Genomic DNA, 15,810 nt, shown 5'->3' with positions numbered 1-15,810 from the left:
CGCCGGCGCCTGGCCGATCGAAACCGTCAGCAGGTCGCAGGCGATCCAGCTTCCACCGATGCGGACACGGGCAAGATGGTGGTTTCCGGCCGTGCCCTCCGCTGCCTCCACGGTTGCGCCTTTCCGAATGGCGACGCCCCCGCCGCGGAGCTCGGCTTCCAACGGACCGGCCTCACCGGAGGATCTCGGATCGACAAGCTCGACGACCGATACGCCGGCATCCAGCAGATCGAGCGCCGTCCGGTAGCCCTCGTCATTGGCGGCGAGCACAACCGCGCTCTGGCCGGGTCGCACGCCATAGTGCCGGATCAAACGCTGGGCAGCACCGCCGAGCATGATCCCCGGCAGGTCATTGTTGCGGAAGACGGCCGGCTGCTCGATCGCGCCGGTCGCCAGGATCACTTCCCGGGCGCGCGTGCGATAGAGCCGGTTGCCCTGGATCAGCGGCAGCCAGTTGTCCTCGTACCAGCCATTGCAGACGGTGCCGGTCAGCACCTTGAGATTGGGCAGCGTGGCCAGCCGCGATGACAGGCCGGAGAGGACGGTCGGATCGTGGCGACCAAAGCTCAACGCGCCGCCGATCTCCGGATTCTCGTCGCACAGCACCACATCGGCACCGGCTTCGGCGGCGGCGATTGCGGCGCTCAATCCTGCAGGGCCGGCGCCGACGACGAGCACGTCGCAATGCAGGTGCGTCTTGTCGAAATGCCGGTGCGGAGCCTTGGTGTCGACCACGCCCAGGCCGGCCTTGCGGCGGATGATCGGCTCCCAGAATTTCAGCCAGCTGTCGCGGCGCGGACCCATGAAGGTACGGTAGTAGAACCCGACCGGCAGGAAGCGGCCGAGCGTGTCCATGATGGCGTCGCGGTCGCGCTCGAGCGAGCCGTTGACGTTCTGGGCGCTGACCCGCAGCCCTTCGCTGATCGGCGTGCGCTCGGCGGCGGCGTTCGGCTCGAACGGCAATTGCACAAGAGCGTTGGCGTCGGCCCCGGTCATCGACAGGATGCCGCGCGGGCGATGGTATTTGAACGAGCGCGACAGCACCCATTGGCCGGACGCGGCGAGCGCGCTGGCGATGCTGTCGCCTTCATAGCCTTCAAAAGGCTTGCCCTCGAAGCTGAAGCGGATGCGGCGGCTTCGGTCGATCCGGCTTCCGAAAGGGGCGGGCAGCCGGTTCATGCGCGGTCCCGCAGTTGCGGAGCGTCGAAGGTGCGGATGATCTCGTTGCTGACGAGATCGCGCTCAGCCAGGAAGAAATAATTGCTCGGCACGTGCCGCCACCATTCGACCACTATGCCCTTACGGTTCTCGGCGCGGAACAGATGCCGCGACCAATCCCTGTCGGCGGTTGCATTCGGATCGGGCCTTGCGCGCACCGGTCCGAAGCACTGAAACTCGTCGATGTTGCGCGGGCCGTTCATGGGGCAGGTGAGCAGTTTCATCGCTTAATGGCTCGCCGCCGTTGCGCCCATTTCATTGAGCAGCCGGAAGGTTTCGAAGCGCTCCAATGCAAAGGGTTTGAGGATGTCGGGCACGCGGCCCTCGGCAATCGTCTGTGCCATGCGCTTTCCCGCGACAGGCGTCGCCTTGAAGCCCCAGGTGCCCCAGCCGCAGTCGAGCCACAGATTGGCAAGCGGGCTGGCGCCCATGATCGGGCTGTAGTCCGGCGTCATGTCGGTGATGCCGGCCCATTGCCTCAGCAACCGCACGCCTTGCAGGAAAGGAAAGAGGTGGACGGCGCCTTCGGCGAGGTGCTCCTTCATGTCTAGCGTCGAGCGAGTCGAATAGAGCTGGTAGGGATCGGAGCCGCCGCCGATGACCACCTCGCCGCGCGAGGACTGCACGAGATAGGTGTGCAGCGAGACCGACGAGACCAGCGTGTGCAGCCAAGGCTTCAGGGGCTGGGTGACCATCGCCTGCAGGGGATAGCAGCGGATAGGAAGCTCGATGCCGGCCATCAGCGCCACGTCGTAGTTCATGCCGCCGGTGGCGATCAGCACCTGGCCGCAGGCGACGCGGCCCCTGCTCGTCGTGACGGCCTGGACGCGGTCGCCGACGACCTCGAAGCCTTGCACCTCGGTGCGCTGGTGGATCTCGACGCCGCGGCGCGACGCCTGGGCGGCGTAGCCCCAGGCGACGGCGTCGTGGCGCGCCGTTCCGCCGTCGGCATGCCAGAGCCCGCCGAGGATTTCGAGCGGGCCGCCATAGTCCATGTTGATGAGCGGGCAGAGCTCCTCGACGCCCTTTTGGTCGACGACCTCGGTGCGCGTGCCCATATGCTTGCCCATTTCGGCGCGCAAATGGAAGCTACGCATCGTCGCCTCGGTATGCGCCAGAGTGAGCTGGCCGCGCTGCGAGAACATGACGTTGAAGTCGAGTTCTTGCGACAGGCGCTCGAACAGCTCGACGCCTTCTTTATAGAAGGCGATGCCTTCCGGCGTGATGTAGTTGGAGCGGATGGTGGTGGTGTTGCGCGCCGTGTTGCCGCCAGCGAGGTAGCCTTTTTCCAGCACCGCGATGCTGCGTATGCCGTGGTACTTTGCAAGGTGATGCGCGCAGGACAGTCCATGTCCACCGCCGCCGATGATGACGACATCATAGGCCGGCTTCAGCCCGGGCGTAGCGGGGATGTCGCCGCTGACCGGATAGTCCCGGCTGAGACCATATTTCAGGAGCTTGAGGGGCATTGCGGCTCAGCTCGAAGCCTTGGGAGGATCGTAGATCAGCGCCGAGAGATCGGAGAAGCGGCTGTCGCGGTCGTTGAGCGAAAGCACCGCGTCGCGGATCGCCGCGGCGCGGCCGGGTCCGAGCACGGGCACAGCGAATTGCATGTATTTTGCCTCGAGGTCCTGCCTGGTCATCGGCGCTTCCGGGCCGCCGCGCGCATGCACGTCGCCCGACATCAGCACGCGTCCATCATTGGTCGTGATGACGACATCGGCCCAGCGGCCGGCCGGGAAGCGGGCGCTGTGCCGCTCTGTTTCGGTCACGGTGATGCGCGTCAGCATGTCGGCGACCGCGGCGTCCGCAAGGGCGGCGCCGGAAATATGCTCGAGCCCGATGCGCCGGTGGATGATGAAGGTCGCGACGGCGAAGCGCAGGCTGTACTGCGCCTTCGAGGTCGTGTCCGGCATGCCGTCGAACAGCGTCGCCGCATAGTGAAAGCTGTTGACCTGGACATGGGCGATGTCGGAGGCACCGAGATTGTGCGACAGGCAAAGTCCACGCACCGCGTCGATCGCGGCATGTGCCCAGCGGCAGATCGGATAAGGCTTCACATACTGGTGAAGGGACTGCCAGAAGACGCCGAGATCCTGCCAATGCGTTGCGACTTCCGGCGCCTCCACCGTGATCGCCGGCGCGCCGGTGAAGCCGCGTTCGGCAAGCACCGCCGCCGAAAGGCCAATGAGGGCGCCGGGGCCTGAGCCATCATGAAGCATGGTCGGCGTGGCGATCTCGCGCATCATCTGACTGCGGGGGCCGTGATACTCGGCAATGCCAAGCGCCTCGCGCAACTGCGTTTCGTCGAGCCGCCGCAGGCGTGCCGCTACCGCCGCCACGCCCAAGGCATTCCAGGCGCCGGAGGTGTGATAGTCGCTTACCGTCGCATGCAAGGCGATGCCGGCCCGGCCGGCGACTTCGTAACCGACGACCAGGGACGCCAGTGCCTCCGGCCCCGCAAGGTCGGGCCTTGCTTCGGCGAGCGCTGCAAGCGCCGGCACGACCGCGACGCCGATATGGCCCTTGGTCGGGCTGTAGCCGTCATGGCCGTCGAGATTGTCGGTCTGCGTGGCGACGGCATAGGCCGCGCCGGCAATGCTGGCGCGCCGCCCGTCGAACAGCATGCGGGCTGAGTATTGCGGATCGTTCGAACCATAGAGAAGCACGGCCACGTCGCGCGCGATCCGGCCTGCTTCCATCGGTCCGGCGGCGACGGCGATGCCGAGCGTGTCGAGCAGGAGGTAGCGCGCCTGTTCCAGCACCGGTTGAGGGAAGACGTAAGCGGGACGCCGCAGCACGAAATCGGCAAGGCGCGTGAGCGTATCGGAACTGACGACAGGCCCCTCACGCCGGTATGACGGCACAGCCACGCGCTTATCTCCCCTGTCTTCTCACAACATCAATAAATTGGGTTCATCGCGCAGGCACGCGATTAGTTTGGCGGCTTTGGCCAAAAATATTGATGCCATGTCGCCTGTCTGCGATTGAATGGCCGGCCGCCCATGCGATAGCTATGGACACTACGCAGTTGGAGACCGGGATGAAGCCGCCACCCCCCTTGAACTATATCCGCTCGTTCGAGAGCTCCGCCCGCCATTTGAGCTTCACCACGGCGGCCAAGGAACTGGGCTACACGCAAGCCGCGGTCAGCACGCATGTGCGGGCGCTCGAACATTATATCGGCCGGCAGCTGTTCATCCGTTATCCGCGCAGCCTGAAGCTCACCGAGATGGGGGAGGCGTTCCTGCCGACCTTGCGCCAGGCGCTCGACCAGATCGACCAGGCGACCGAGGCGATCGTCGCGTCCTCGCGCAACCGCACGGTGGTCGTCTCCTGCCCGATGAGCCTGGCGGAAAACTGGCTGGCGGGCTGCATGGCCGCGTTCCGCAAGAAGCATCCCGAGATCGAGATCGTGCTGCACGGCACGATCTGGGAAGACTTGAGCGAGCAGATCGCCGACATCACCATCTCGACCCGGCGCTTCGACGACCGACCGCCTGCGGCGACCCCGCTCTGGAACGACGAATTGGTGCTGCTCTGCGCTCCCGGCACGCTCGAGGGCGAGCATGCGCTTAAGACGCCGCAGGACATGCTCAAGGTGGATTGGATCTTCGTGCATGGCCGCCAGGAATACTGGCAGGTTGTCACCGAGGCGCTTGGCGTTGACCTGGAGGATCACGACAAGGGCCTGTCGACCAATGCCTCCAACATCGCGCTCGAGCTCGCCGCGATGGGGGCCGGCCTGGTCGCCACGCAGCGCTCGCTCGCGCATGCCTATATGCGCCGCGGGCTGCTCGTCGAGCCGTTTCCGGTGCGGCCGCCAAGCCCCTGGAATTACTATCTCACCGAGAGCCAGCTTTCGAAGGGAAACATCGCCCGCATTGTCAGGGAATGGATTCTTTCTCGGGCCAGGGAAGACGCCGCACGACCTTGAGGCTGTCCGCGCCCTTCGAAAATTTGGCGAGCCAATGGCATTGTTTTTTTAGGGCTTAAAGGCCGGTTTTCTGCGGTTCGGGAAGGGCCGAGCCCTTCCGAGATTTTTGCATCGCCCCTAACATGCGTGGTGCAAGGGGAATGCAACGGGCGGAAAGCCCTGAACCGGAGAACAACGATGACAATGTTCAAGAGCAACGGTGACCGCGTCCCGGCGGTCATCGAAAGCTACGCAGCCGAAGTCAAAAAAGGCGGGATGGACCGCCGCGAATTCCTAGCCATGGCAAGCGTGATGGGCGCTTCCACGGCGCTCGCCTATTCGATGGCGGGGATCGAGCCGGCCAAGGCCGCCGCTCCGTTGCCCGGCAAGAAGGGCGGCATCCTGAAGATGCAGATGATCATCAAGGACATGAAGGATCCGCGCGCCTGGGACTGGTCGGAGATCGCCAATGTCATGCGTCAATGCAACGACTACATGATCCGCTACACAACCGACTTCACCTTCGAGGGCCATCTGGTCGAGAGCTGGGAGGTGAGCGACGACGCCACCGAATACACGCTGCATCTGCGCAAGGGCGTGAAATGGTCGAACGGCGACGACTTCAATGCCGACGACATCGTCTACAATATCGGGCGCTGGTGCGATAAGACGGCCGAAGGCAATTCGATGGCCGGCCGCATGAGTTCGCTGATCGATCCCGCCACCAAGAAGGCCGCCGCCGGCGCCATCACCAAGGTCGACGACCATACGGTCAAGCTGAAATGCCGCCAGTCGGATGTCACCATCATTCCGGGCTTTTCCGACTATCCGGCGGTCATCGTCCATCGCGACTTCGACAAGAATGGCGCCAATATGCTTAAGACGCCCGGCACCGGCCCCTATGAGCTGATCTCCTACAAGGTCGGCGAGTCGGCTTCGGTGCGGCGGCGGAAGGACTTCACCTGGTTCGGCGGCGAGCCCTATCTCGACGGCGTCGACTGGGTCGACTACGGATCGGACGCCTCGAACCCCGCCATCGGCAGCGCCTTCGAGGCCGGCGAGATCGACTGCAACTATCAGACGGTCGGCGGCACCGTCGACCTCTATGACAGCATGGGCCTGGTCAAGGAGCAGGTCGTCACCGCCGGCACGATCGTGCTGCGCACCAACGTGACCAACAAGCCCTACGACGACAAGCGGGTACGCAACGCCATACAGCTCGCGGTCGACAATGAGACGGTGCTGAAGCTCGGTTACAGCGGCCTCGGCCAAGTCGCCGAGAACCATCATGTCTGCCCGATCCATCCGGAATATTACGCGCTGCCCAAGGTTCCGCGCGACTTGGCCAAGGCAAAGGCGCTGTTGGCTGAGGCCGGCCAGACGGATCACGAGTTCGAGCTGATCTCCTACGATGCCGACTATGTGAAGGACCCGGCCGATGTCGTCGCCGCGCAGATGCGCGACGCCGGCTTCAAGGTCAAGCGCACCATCATCCCGGGCTCGTCCTTCTGGAACGACTGGACGAAATACCCGTGGTCGACCACGGACTGGGGCATGCGGCCGCTGGGTGTGCAGGTGCTGGCGATCGCCTATCGCAGCGGCGAGGCCTGGAACGAGTCCGGCTACGCCAATCCGGATTTCGACAAGAAGCTCAACGAGGCGATGGCAATCCCCGACCCAGCCAAGCGCAAGGAACTGATGAAGGAGGTGGAGTTCATCCTGCAGGACTCCGGCATTCTCGTCCAGGCGTTCTGGCGCTCGCTCTACCGTCACCATGCCGCCTATGTGAAGAACCTCGGCATGCACCAGACCTTCGAGCTGCAACTGGACAAGGTCTGGCTGGACAAGGCCTAGACCGGAGGCTCAGGCACCAATTCAGGGGCGCATCTGCGCCCCTGAATTGACCGGCGACTGCGATCGATCAGTCAGCTAAATGAAATCCCAAAGCGCTGCCGAGGAGCGCGAAGCAAGTCGCCGAACAAAGGGAAGAAAGCTCACCATGCGCACTCATGCACAAGCCGTCGTCATTGGCGGGGGTCTGATCGGCTGTTCGATCCTCTATCATCTCGCCAAGTTCGGTTGGACGGATGTCGTGCTTTTGGAACGCAGCGAGCTGACCTCCGGCTCGACCTGGCACGCGGCCGCCAACATCCACGGCTTGCATGATTCCACCAACATCAGCCGGCTTCAGCATTACACGATGGCGCTCTACAAGGAACTGGAAGCCGAGACCGGCCAGGGCTGCGGCATCTTCCAGCCGGGCTCGCTCTATCTCGCCCAGACCGAAGCGCGCGAGCATCAGCTCAGGCTGCAGGAGGCCAAGGCGCGGCGCTACAAGATGAATTTTTACGAGGTCGGCCGCGACGAGGCGGAGCGGCTGCATCCGCTGGTCGATTTCGACGGCATACGCTGCATCATGTACGAACCTGAAGGCGGCAATGTCGATCCGTCTGGCGTCACCGCTGCTTATGCCGCCGGCGCGCGCCAGCGCGGCGCCGAGATCCATCGCTTCACCCCGGTCACGGCGACCGAGGCTCAAGCGGACGGCAGCTGGATCGTGCGCACGCCGAAGGGCGACATCCGCACGCAATGGGTGGTCAACGCCGCCGGCCTGTGGGGCAGGGAGGTCGCCGCCATGGCCGGGCTGCAACTGCCGCTGATCCCGACCGAGCATCAGTATTTCGTCACCGAGACCATTCCCGAAATCGCCACCATGGGCCGGCGCCTGCCGTCGGTCGCCGATCGCGACGGCGAATATTACCTGCGCCAGGAGGGCCTCGGGCTGCTGATCGGTGCCTATGAGCGCAACATGAAGTTCTGGGCCGAGGAAGGCACGCCGCTGGATTTCGGCCACGAGCTGTTTCCCGACGATCTCGACCGCATCGAGGAAAACATGATGCGCGCCGTTCAGCGTGTTCCGGCGGCCGCCACCGCCGGCGTCAAGAAGGTGATCAACGGTCCGATGATCTGGTCGCCGGACAGCGCCGTGCTGTTCGGGCCGGTGCCGGAGCTCAGCAACTATTTCTGCTGCAACGGCATCATCCCCGGCTTCTCGCAATCGGGGGGCATGGGCAAGCTCGCGGCCGAATGGATGATCGAGGGTGAGCCTTCGCTCGACATGTTCGGCTGGGACATGGCGCGCTTCGGGCACTGGGCCGGCAAGGCCTTCACCAAGGCGCGCGTGCAGGACCAGTACAGCCATCGCTTCAAGATACATTTCCCGAACGAGGAGCGCGCCGCCGGCCGCCCTGTGCGCACCAGGCCGGCTTACGAAATGCAAAAGGAAATGGGCGCCGTGTTCGGCCTCAATTTCGGCTGGGAGCATCCGCTGTGGTTTGCGGCAGAAGGTGAGCCGCGCGAGGAGACCGTCGGCTTCACGCGCCAGAATTGGTGGGGGCCGGTGGGTCGCGAGGCACGCATGCTGCGCGAGCATGCCGGCATCATCGACATCTCCAATTTCGCCAAATACGAGGTGAAAGGTCCAGGCGCGGAAGCCTGGCTGAACGCGGTGTTCGCCAACCGCATGCCGACCAAGGTCGGCAATTCTTGTCTCACGCCGCTGATCGGCAAGCGTGGCGGCATCGCCGGCGACTTCACCGTGACCAGACTGGCGGAGGACGAGTTCATGGTGATCGGCTCGGGTATGGCCGAGCGTTTTCATGTGCGCTTCTTCAAATCGGTGCCGCTGCCGGAAGGCACGACCTTCCGCTCCCGCACCGAGGAGCTCGGCGGCTTCAATGTCGCCGGGCCGAAATCGCGCGAGCTGCTGCAGCGGCTCACCAATGACGACCTGTCGAACGAGGCCTTCCCCTTCATGCGCTCGCGCCAGATCACCGTGGCCGGCGTCGATGTCGTGGCGCTCAGGGTCTCCTTCACCGGCGATCTCGGCTGGGAGCTGCATTGCAAGGCGGCCGACCAGGTCGAGCTCTACAGCGCGCTGCTCAAGGCCGGCGCGGAGGTCGGCGCCGGGCCGGTCGGCTCGCGGGCGCTGATGTCGCTACGCGTCGAGAAGGGCTACGGCAGCTGGAGCCGCGAATACTCGCCGGAATACTGGCCGCAGGAGGTCAAGCTCGACAGGCTGATCAAGACGGACAAGCAATTCCTCAACCGTGATGCCTATCTCGCCGTCGCCGACAAGCCGGCGCGCGACGAACTGATCATGCTTTCCGTCTCGGCCAAGGATGCCGACGCCACGGGAGGCGAGCCGATCTTCCTGCCGGACGGCACGCCGATCGGCCAGGTGTCGTCGGGCGCCTATGGCTATTTCGTCGAGCAGTCGCTGGCGATGGGCTATGTCAAGGCGGGAACCGCCAAGGCCGGCGACAAGGTGACCGTCGCCATACTGGGCAGGCCGCATGACGCGGTGCTGCTCGCCCATCCGCCCTTCGACCCGGAAGGCAAGCGGCTGCGCTCGTAAGCCGCAAAGCCTCTCTACTGGGATCACCAGTATCGACGAGGACCTCCAACAACCAAAACAGAGGGGAATCGCATGATCAGACGACATTTGCTGGGCACGATGCTTGCCCTGATCCTTTCGTCCGCCGCGCAGGCGGCCGACGTCAAAGTGATCAACAACGATGCGTGGTTCGCTGAAGGTCCGATCTGGTATCAAGACAAGCTCTTCTACGTCGAGTATGGCCGCGGCACGGTCACTGTCTGGGACGGCAAGAAGAACGACATTTTCTGGAAAATGGATGGCTGCGGCCCGTCGGCGGTGCTGCCGACGACAACCGGCGAGTTCCTCGTCACCTGCTACGACAACAACACGATCGGCCGCATCTGTGGCCGACGGCAAGACGCTGCCGGCCTATGACAGGGACACGGACGGAAAGCCGTTCAGCGGGCCGAACGATTTCGCGCCCGACAAGGACGGCGGCGTCTATTTCACCGGCTCCGGCAAGGGCGGTCCGCTGATCGACGCCTCGGCCTATTACATCGGCAAGGATGGCAGCGTGAAGAAGGTCGCCGGCGACCTGCACAATGCCAATGGGCTTGTGATGTCGAACGACGGCAAGATCCTCTTTCTGGTCGAGACCGAGGACAACAGGATTATCGAATTCGATGTTTCGTCCGACCACAGCCTGAGCAATCGCCGCGTCTTCCTGCGGCTCGACGATCTCTTCCCGAACCAGCCGCATATCTGGCCTGATGGCATCAAGATGGACAAGGCGGGCGAGATGTATATCGGCCAGAGCCCTCGCTCGCTCGATGCGCCCGGCAAGATCATCGTCGTCGACAAGGACGGCAAGCTTCTGCGCACGCTTTCGGTGCCGTCGCCATCGATGCCGAACTTCGCCTTCGGGCCCGACGAGAAGATGCTTTACGTGATGGCGCTCGACCAGATCGATGCAGCACCTTGGCACGGCAAGGTCTACGAAGTGCCGAACAAGTAGGTTGGCCGGCGGGCGGTGGAGGCTGGCCCGCCGCCTGACCAACCGCCGATGACTGGCTCAGTCGCCGAAGCGGCTCAGCCAGTGGCGGGCGAGGTCGGAGCGGCGGCAGACCCAGATTTCGGGATTGGCCGTGATCTTGTCGAGGAAGCGTTCCAGCCCGATCATGCGGCCGGGACGCGCCGCCAGCCGGCAATGCAGCGATACCGTCATCATGCGCGGGGTCTTCTGGCCTTCCTTCAGCAGCCAGTCGACGCCGTCGCTGACATAGTCGAAGAACTGGCTGCCGGTCTCCAGGCCTGAGCCGCGGGAAAAGCGGCTGTCGTTGTTGTCGAAAGAGTGCGGCACGACGAGATGGCGCTTGGCGCCGACATCAACGAAATAAGGCAGGTCGTCATTGTAGTCGTCGCAGTCGAACAGGAAGCCGCCATGCTCGGTGACCAGCCGGCGGGTGTTGAGGCTTGGCCGGCCGGTGTACCAGCCCACGGGATCGATGCCGGTGATCTTGCGCACCACATCCACCGTCATGGCGATGTGCTGGCGCTCTTCCTCTTCGCTGAGCGGCGCATAGTCGATCCAGCGCCAGCCATGGCAGACAATGTCGCTGCCGAGCGCTGCTATCGCCTTGCCGGCGGCCGGGTTTAGCTCCAGCGCGCGGCCGACGACGTAGAAAGTAGGGATGACGCCCTTGTCCTTGAAAAGCGAGATGAGCCGCCAGACCCCGACGCGCGAACCATATTCGTAGAGCGATTCCATGTTGCGGTTGCGCAAGCCCGGCGCGGCGGGCGACACGGCAAGATCGGACAGGATCGTCTCGGAAACGCCGTCGCCTTCGCCGATCGAGTACTCAGCGCCTTCCTCGTAATTGACGACGATGTTGAGCGCCAGCTTCGCGCCGCCCGGCCACTCAGCCCGCGGAGGCCGCTCGCCATAGCCGATGAAGTCGCGGGCGGGCAGGTACGGCATGTCTGACGTCACGTCTTGAAATCCCCTCGGATGAAGCCCTTACCAGCATTGCCGGCCGCGCGGGGCGGTCAGGATGCGCAGCGTGCGGTCCATAACATCCTGCGGCCCGACGGTGATGCGCAGGCAATCGGTGAGGCCGTAACCGGCGAGGCCGCGCACGATGATGTCGGCGCCGCGCAGGGCATTGTCGGCCGCCATCGCCGCGGCGGCGTCGGCAAAGCGCACCAGCACGAAATTCGTCCGGCTCTCGGGGTCCTCGTATCCGGCCGCGCGCAAGCCTTGCGCGAAGCGGTCGCGATTGTCCGACGTGCGCGCCACCGTTGCGCGCATATAGGCCTGGTCCTCGATGGCCGCGACGGCCATGGCGAGGCTCACCGTCGAGACCTGGTTGGAATTCTGCATCTTGCGCACTTCGGCGGCGACCTGGGGCGCAAACAGCCCCCAGCCGATGCGCGCGCCGGCCAGGCCGTATGCCTTGGACAGACTGCGCAGGACGACGGTGTCGCCGCGCGCGGCAAGCGCGAAGACGGTCTGCGGATCCTGGTCGTCGAATTCGCCATAGGCCTGGTCGATCATCAGGAGAACGTCGCCGGGAAGCCCCGCGCGCAGACGCAGCAGCTCCGCGTTCCTGATGCGCGTGCCGGTCGGGTTGCCCGGATTGCAGACGAAGACGATGCGCGTCGCCGGCGTGAGCGCCGCCAGGATGGCGTCGATCGAGACTTCATAGTCGCGCTCGGCCGCCTTGACATAGGTTGCCCCGACGCGCGCTGCTGCCGAGGCGGCAAAATTATAGGCGTAGCTCGTGCCGAGCACGTCCGCGCCGGGACCGGCGAAGGCCGCGATCGTGCAGGCGATCAGCTCCATCGAGCCGGCGCCGCACAGGACGAGGTCGCGCTCGACGCCATAGGCCCTGGCGATCGCATCGCGCAGCAAGGTCCAGTCCGGATCCGGGTAAAGGTGGCTGCGCGCCACGGCGTTCCGGCCGGCCTCTATGGCTTTGGGACTGGGCGGGAAGGCGCTCTCGTTCTGGGCCAGCGTCGGCCGGTCGCAACCGGCGAAATTCGCCAGCGCGAAAGCGGGCATGGCCTCGATATGGGCGGTGGCTTTCAGGGGCACGGCATTGAGATCTGGCTATCGGCCTTCGGCAAGGTGTTGCGAGGGGGGAGGCTAAGACATGGTGGCAGCGCCGCCAAGCGAAATTCCCCGGCACAATGGGTAAGGGAATTTGGCCCATGCGGAGGAGGGTGGGGGATGGCACGGTCTCAAGGATACCATCCGCCAGCAGCCGTAAATATTCAAGATGACTAATGTTCAGCCAGCGACGGCGTGACGACCGCTATGCCCACGCCGATTGCGAGGCCCGTGGCGAGGCTTTGAGCCAGGCGCAACGCCATTGCCGTGGTGAGCCTGCAAACGCGCTGGCGGCGGCCTCAGGGCAGCAGCAATGTCTGTGGTCAAAGGCACGGTCCATTCGAAGATTCCTAGATCGGAATTCGTCGAATGTGAATCCCCGTCACCTCGCCGTCGACTTCATTCGACCATTCCAGCAACGCAGTACAATCGATCACTTCGTGAAATTGGGCGCTTGGGTCAAACCGGAGGCCGGAGCTGTAAGACCGCAGGCATCGCAGGCCGATCATTTTTTTGAGCCTCGCCCAGCGTTCCTCTTCGCCCGTCAACGGTGGAATTGGTTTTTTGTTCTTTTCAATCAGAGACTGCATGAGCAGCCCCTCCCCAAAGTTTCGTTCGTAATTCAACAATCCTACAGCTCGGGCCTCGATGAAGCATCATCCATTTGCAGGCCAATGCCTCACTTAGCCCGTGCGCTCCGGTCGTCGGGCTTATCGTTTCAGGACTTGATGCTGCTCGCAGGCGGCTTCGGCGTGTCGTTGAACGAAAGCCGCTCCACGGTGGCAACAATCGCAACCGACAGTGCCTCGGCCTCGTCGAGCACCGTCGGGCCGAAGTGTCCGTTCACCTGCTCCTCGCTCATCAGCACGCCGGGCGGGCAATACTCCTCGATCGTGGCGCGGATCATGTGCAGCGCGGCGCGGCAAGCAAGCTCGTTTTCCATAACAAATAAACATTCAATTTTGCTAAAATGTTCCGGAACAAGATAGCGGCCCGCGCCTTGAATCGCGTTGTGTTGGGGTTGTGAGTTGCGTCTCACTTTCATCAGGCCGATGGAGCCCGAGCTGGTCGAACAGCCTCCGAAGGGCGACGGCTGGTCGCATGAGGTGAAATTCGACGGGTATAGAACCCAGCTTATCAAGGACGAGGACGGCATCCGGCTCCACACGAAGACCGGCATCGACTGGACCAAGAAATACCGGACGATCGCGAAGGAAGCCGCTGCGCTGAACGCTGATAGCTTCATCATCGAAGGCGAGATGATCGTCACCAGTGACGCCGGTTTTTCCGATTTCCATGCGCTGCGCTCGGCCATCGCGCGGCGGCCACAGGACCTCTACCTGGTGGCTTTTGATCTTCTTTACCTCAATGGCCAGGACCTTCGCGACATGCCGCTCAGCGAGCGCAGGGACGTGCTGCAGGCGCTAGTTCCGGTCGGCCGGCACATCCAATTCTCGGAAGCCCTGCCGGGCACTGGCGATGCCGTCTATCACCTTGCTTGCGAAGCAAACCTCGAGGGCATCGTCTCGAAGCGGCTGGATAGCGTCTATCGCTCTGGCGCCACAATGAACTGGCGGAAGATCAAGTGCTACGTCGAAGCCGAGATGGACATCATCGGCGTACAGCGCGAAGCCGGCAAGCCGGCCATGGTGCTGATGGCGGAAAAGGGCCGTTACATGGGCGGCGCCTTCGTCACGTTCAAGGCCGACAAGCGGCAAGCCCTATGGGACCGCGTGCAGGGCAAGGTAGGCGCTCCGCCGCCGAAGGGAATGAAGAAGCAGAAGGTCGAGTGGCTGAAGCCTGGCCTCGTCGGCCGCGTCAAATTCCTTAAGGGCGAAGATACGTTGCGTCATGCCTCTCTCAAAGATTTTCGCGACGAGTCGGCCTGAAGCGGGCATGTGTCAGGAACAAACCCCATATCGGTGCGGCGACCCTTTTCAGCACGAGGATCGTCATGGGTGAGGAATGTCCGCTCTCAGAAAGCACTCGACGGCAAGCTTGCGGCCGGCACAGGCCTTTCGGTCGGTTGTTTGACGTGAAAGCGCAATTCGACCCTTGACGTCGCTGAACTGGTGCGGCGGTTCGGACCGGTTCAGCCCTGCCTTCGTTGGGATCTGTTGAAAATCACCTAACGCGACGAGTGCCGCGGCGCCGGCCGCGACGATCGGAATCTCCAATTCACAAACCAAGCGATTACGCCGGAGCAGCGCAAGCGCTGGACGCCATGTCCCCAAGCGTTGGCGGTCCGGCGTAGCTAGCGGGGTAGGCCAGCACACGCCGGACCTGACCGGCGGCGCGCGACTAGATACTCCCAGGCACCGGCTGATGTTATTTATACGAGGAATTCATAGGGTCATCGCCATCCGAACGAAGGACGAGGTGCCGAGTTGAAGGGATCATGAACTTGCGCGCGGCCCGAGCCAGACGCCGCGGCCCGAGCGGCCGACAGTTCCGCGCTCTGTCGGGGTGCGTTGGGTTGAACCGCCGGGTCTAGCCGACTCGGGGTTGGGGAATCGGCTGGAGCGGCGGTTGCATTAGCAAAGTTGCACGAATATCACGTTGGTTACGTTCCACCGGCTTTCGTTTAAACTCGCCGGGCGAGGCCCCCAACAACTGCCTCAAGCCCGACGAGCTGCCGGAGGTCAAGCCGGCAATCCTGCCTTGCAAGGCGGATGCCAGCATTCTCGTCCTACAACGGTACAGCTTGCCGATAAGCCGCGACCTGATTGGACCGCTGCTGCAGGCCGCGATAGGCGAGATAGAAGATATCCCGATCGTGCAAGCCCTCTCGCCGGTCGTATCGTACGGCGTTGGACAAGGAAAATGAGCACCGACTAGCCGACGAGCACCCGGCCAATCGCAATCCCTTGCCGATCGCGATTCCCGTTACCAGACTGTCGACCAGGCGAATCGTCCAGGCTATCGAAGTGGCGCGTGGGTCCAATCCCGGTGCCTTGCTGCAATTCGATCAGCTCGTCCAAAACGCGTTCGATGGCAGTTTCTCTCCCTCGGGCGATTCCCGTGTAAATCGGCGCCTAGCGAAGTCGAGTGGCGTACCTATACCGTACCTATCGCCAAAATCGGCGATTTTGCAGGTTGGCTAAGTGCTTGTTGCCCTTCCCGAGAGATGGGTGACAGTTCATTCCGGATAGATGGGTTACACTTTTGGCCCTTTGCAAGGAGAGCAAG

General features: G+C 63.5%; 14 protein-coding genes. 6 read left to right on the top strand and 8 right to left on the bottom strand.

The window, feature by feature from the left end; all coding sequences use genetic code 11:
* From P9272_RS18990 to P9272_RS18975, 4 genes are all read right to left on the bottom strand, one after another.
* On the bottom strand, window positions 1–1,179 hold a 1,179-nt coding region (locus P9272_RS18990; protein ID WP_278161719.1), incomplete at its 3' end, for an FAD-dependent oxidoreductase.
* Window positions 1,176–1,442, bottom strand: coding sequence for a sarcosine oxidase subunit delta (locus P9272_RS18985; RefSeq protein ID WP_128260628.1), 267 nt, complete (start codon window positions 1,440–1,442; stop codon window positions 1,176–1,178). The genes P9272_RS18985 and P9272_RS18990, both read right to left, overlap by 4 nt.
* A gap of 3 nt (window positions 1,443–1,445) precedes the next feature.
* On the bottom strand, window positions 1,446–2,687 hold the full coding sequence (locus tag P9272_RS18980; RefSeq protein ID WP_278161718.1) for an FAD-dependent oxidoreductase: 1,242 nt from the start codon (window positions 2,685–2,687) through the stop codon (window positions 1,446–1,448).
* Between the two features lie 6 nt (window positions 2,688–2,693).
* Window positions 2,694–4,091 carry an MmgE/PrpD family protein gene (locus tag P9272_RS18975; RefSeq protein ID WP_278161717.1) on the bottom strand — a complete coding sequence of 466 codons (1,398 nt, stop codon included), beginning with the start codon at window positions 4,089–4,091 and terminating at the stop codon, window positions 2,694–2,696.
* Between the two features lie 170 nt (window positions 4,092–4,261).
* Between P9272_RS18975 and P9272_RS18970 the strand changes: the two genes are divergently transcribed.
* From P9272_RS18970 to P9272_RS18950, 5 genes are all read left to right on the top strand, one after another.
* Entirely contained in the window at window positions 4,262–5,155 is an 894-nt protein-coding gene (locus P9272_RS18970; protein WP_128260630.1) for a LysR substrate-binding domain-containing protein, read from the top strand.
* A 177-nt stretch (window positions 5,156–5,332) separates the two neighbouring features.
* Entirely contained in the window at window positions 5,333–6,988 is a 1,656-nt protein-coding gene (locus tag P9272_RS18965) for an ABC transporter substrate-binding protein (RefSeq protein ID WP_278161716.1), read from the top strand.
* A gap of 145 nt (window positions 6,989–7,133) precedes the next feature.
* Window positions 7,134–9,551: an FAD-dependent oxidoreductase gene (locus tag P9272_RS18960; RefSeq protein WP_278161715.1), complete on the top strand. Its 2,418-nt coding sequence runs from the start codon at window positions 7,134–7,136 to the stop codon at window positions 9,549–9,551.
* A 72-nt stretch (window positions 9,552–9,623) separates the two neighbouring features.
* Complete coding sequence (locus P9272_RS18955) at window positions 9,624–9,947, top strand: hypothetical protein (RefSeq protein WP_278161714.1); 324 nt, start codon at window positions 9,624–9,626, stop codon at window positions 9,945–9,947.
* Window positions 9,829–10,527, top strand: coding sequence for an SMP-30/gluconolactonase/LRE family protein (locus P9272_RS18950; RefSeq protein WP_278161713.1), 699 nt, complete (start codon window positions 9,829–9,831; stop codon window positions 10,525–10,527). The genes P9272_RS18955 and P9272_RS18950 overlap by 119 nt, the downstream gene beginning before the upstream one ends.
* Before the next feature lie 57 nt (window positions 10,528–10,584).
* Here the strand turns inward: P9272_RS18950 and P9272_RS18945 are convergent, their stop codons facing one another.
* The 4 genes from P9272_RS18945 to P9272_RS18930 form a co-directional block, all read right to left on the bottom strand.
* Window positions 10,585–11,490: an allantoinase PuuE gene (locus P9272_RS18945; protein WP_278161712.1), complete on the bottom strand. Its 906-nt coding sequence runs from the start codon at window positions 11,488–11,490 to the stop codon at window positions 10,585–10,587.
* Window positions 11,491–11,529: 39 nt separating this feature from the next.
* Window positions 11,530–12,606, bottom strand: a complete 1,077-nt coding sequence (locus P9272_RS18940; protein ID WP_278161711.1) for a histidinol-phosphate transaminase — start codon at window positions 12,604–12,606, stop codon at window positions 11,530–11,532.
* A 365-nt stretch (window positions 12,607–12,971) separates the two neighbouring features.
* Complete coding sequence (locus tag P9272_RS18935) at window positions 12,972–13,211, bottom strand: hypothetical protein (protein ID WP_128260635.1); 240 nt, start codon at window positions 13,209–13,211, stop codon at window positions 12,972–12,974.
* Between the two features lie 128 nt (window positions 13,212–13,339).
* Window positions 13,340–13,666, bottom strand: coding sequence for a hypothetical protein (locus P9272_RS18930; protein WP_278161710.1), 327 nt, complete (start codon window positions 13,664–13,666; stop codon window positions 13,340–13,342).
* Here P9272_RS18930 and P9272_RS18925 point away from each other — a divergent pair.
* On the top strand, window positions 13,650–14,510 hold the full coding sequence (locus tag P9272_RS18925) for an RNA ligase family protein (RefSeq protein ID WP_278161709.1): 861 nt from the start codon (window positions 13,650–13,652) through the stop codon (window positions 14,508–14,510). The genes P9272_RS18930 and P9272_RS18925 overlap by 17 nt on opposite strands.
* Window positions 14,511–15,810: the final 1,300 nt, after the last annotated feature.

It is taken from the genome of Mesorhizobium sp. WSM4976 (assembly GCF_029625685.1).
Lineage (GTDB): Bacteria > Pseudomonadota > Alphaproteobacteria > Rhizobiales > Rhizobiaceae > Mesorhizobium.
The sequence above is the reverse complement of the archived record's forward strand: the minus strand, read 5'-3'. Positions and strand labels throughout refer to the sequence as shown.

Bases quoted from the DNA above. Each gene is read 5' to 3' on its own strand.
- P9272_RS18935 (WP_128260635.1), bottom strand. From the start codon at position 13,211: ATGCAGTCTCTGATTGAAAAGAACAAAAAACCAATTCCACCGTTGACG.
- P9272_RS18950 (WP_278161713.1), top strand. From the start codon at position 9,829: ATGGCTGCGGCCCGTCGGCGGTGCTGCCGACGACAACCGGCGAGTTCC.
- P9272_RS18930 (WP_278161710.1), bottom strand. From the start codon at position 13,666: ATGAAAGTGAGACGCAACTCACAACCCCAACACAACGCGATTCAAGGC.
- P9272_RS18980 (WP_278161718.1), bottom strand. From the start codon at position 2,687: ATGCCCCTCAAGCTCCTGAAATATGGTCTCAGCCGGGACTATCCGGTC.
- P9272_RS18965 (WP_278161716.1), top strand. From the start codon at position 5,333: ATGACAATGTTCAAGAGCAACGGTGACCGCGTCCCGGCGGTCATCGAA.
- P9272_RS18955 (WP_278161714.1), top strand. From the start codon at position 9,624: ATGATCAGACGACATTTGCTGGGCACGATGCTTGCCCTGATCCTTTCG.
- P9272_RS18945 (WP_278161712.1), bottom strand. From the start codon at position 11,490: ATGCCGTACCTGCCCGCCCGCGACTTCATCGGCTATGGCGAGCGGCCT.
- P9272_RS18970 (WP_128260630.1), top strand. From the start codon at position 4,262: ATGAAGCCGCCACCCCCCTTGAACTATATCCGCTCGTTCGAGAGCTCC.
- P9272_RS18985 (WP_128260628.1), bottom strand. From the start codon at position 1,442: ATGAAACTGCTCACCTGCCCCATGAACGGCCCGCGCAACATCGACGAG.
- P9272_RS18960 (WP_278161715.1), top strand. From the start codon at position 7,134: ATGCGCACTCATGCACAAGCCGTCGTCATTGGCGGGGGTCTGATCGGC.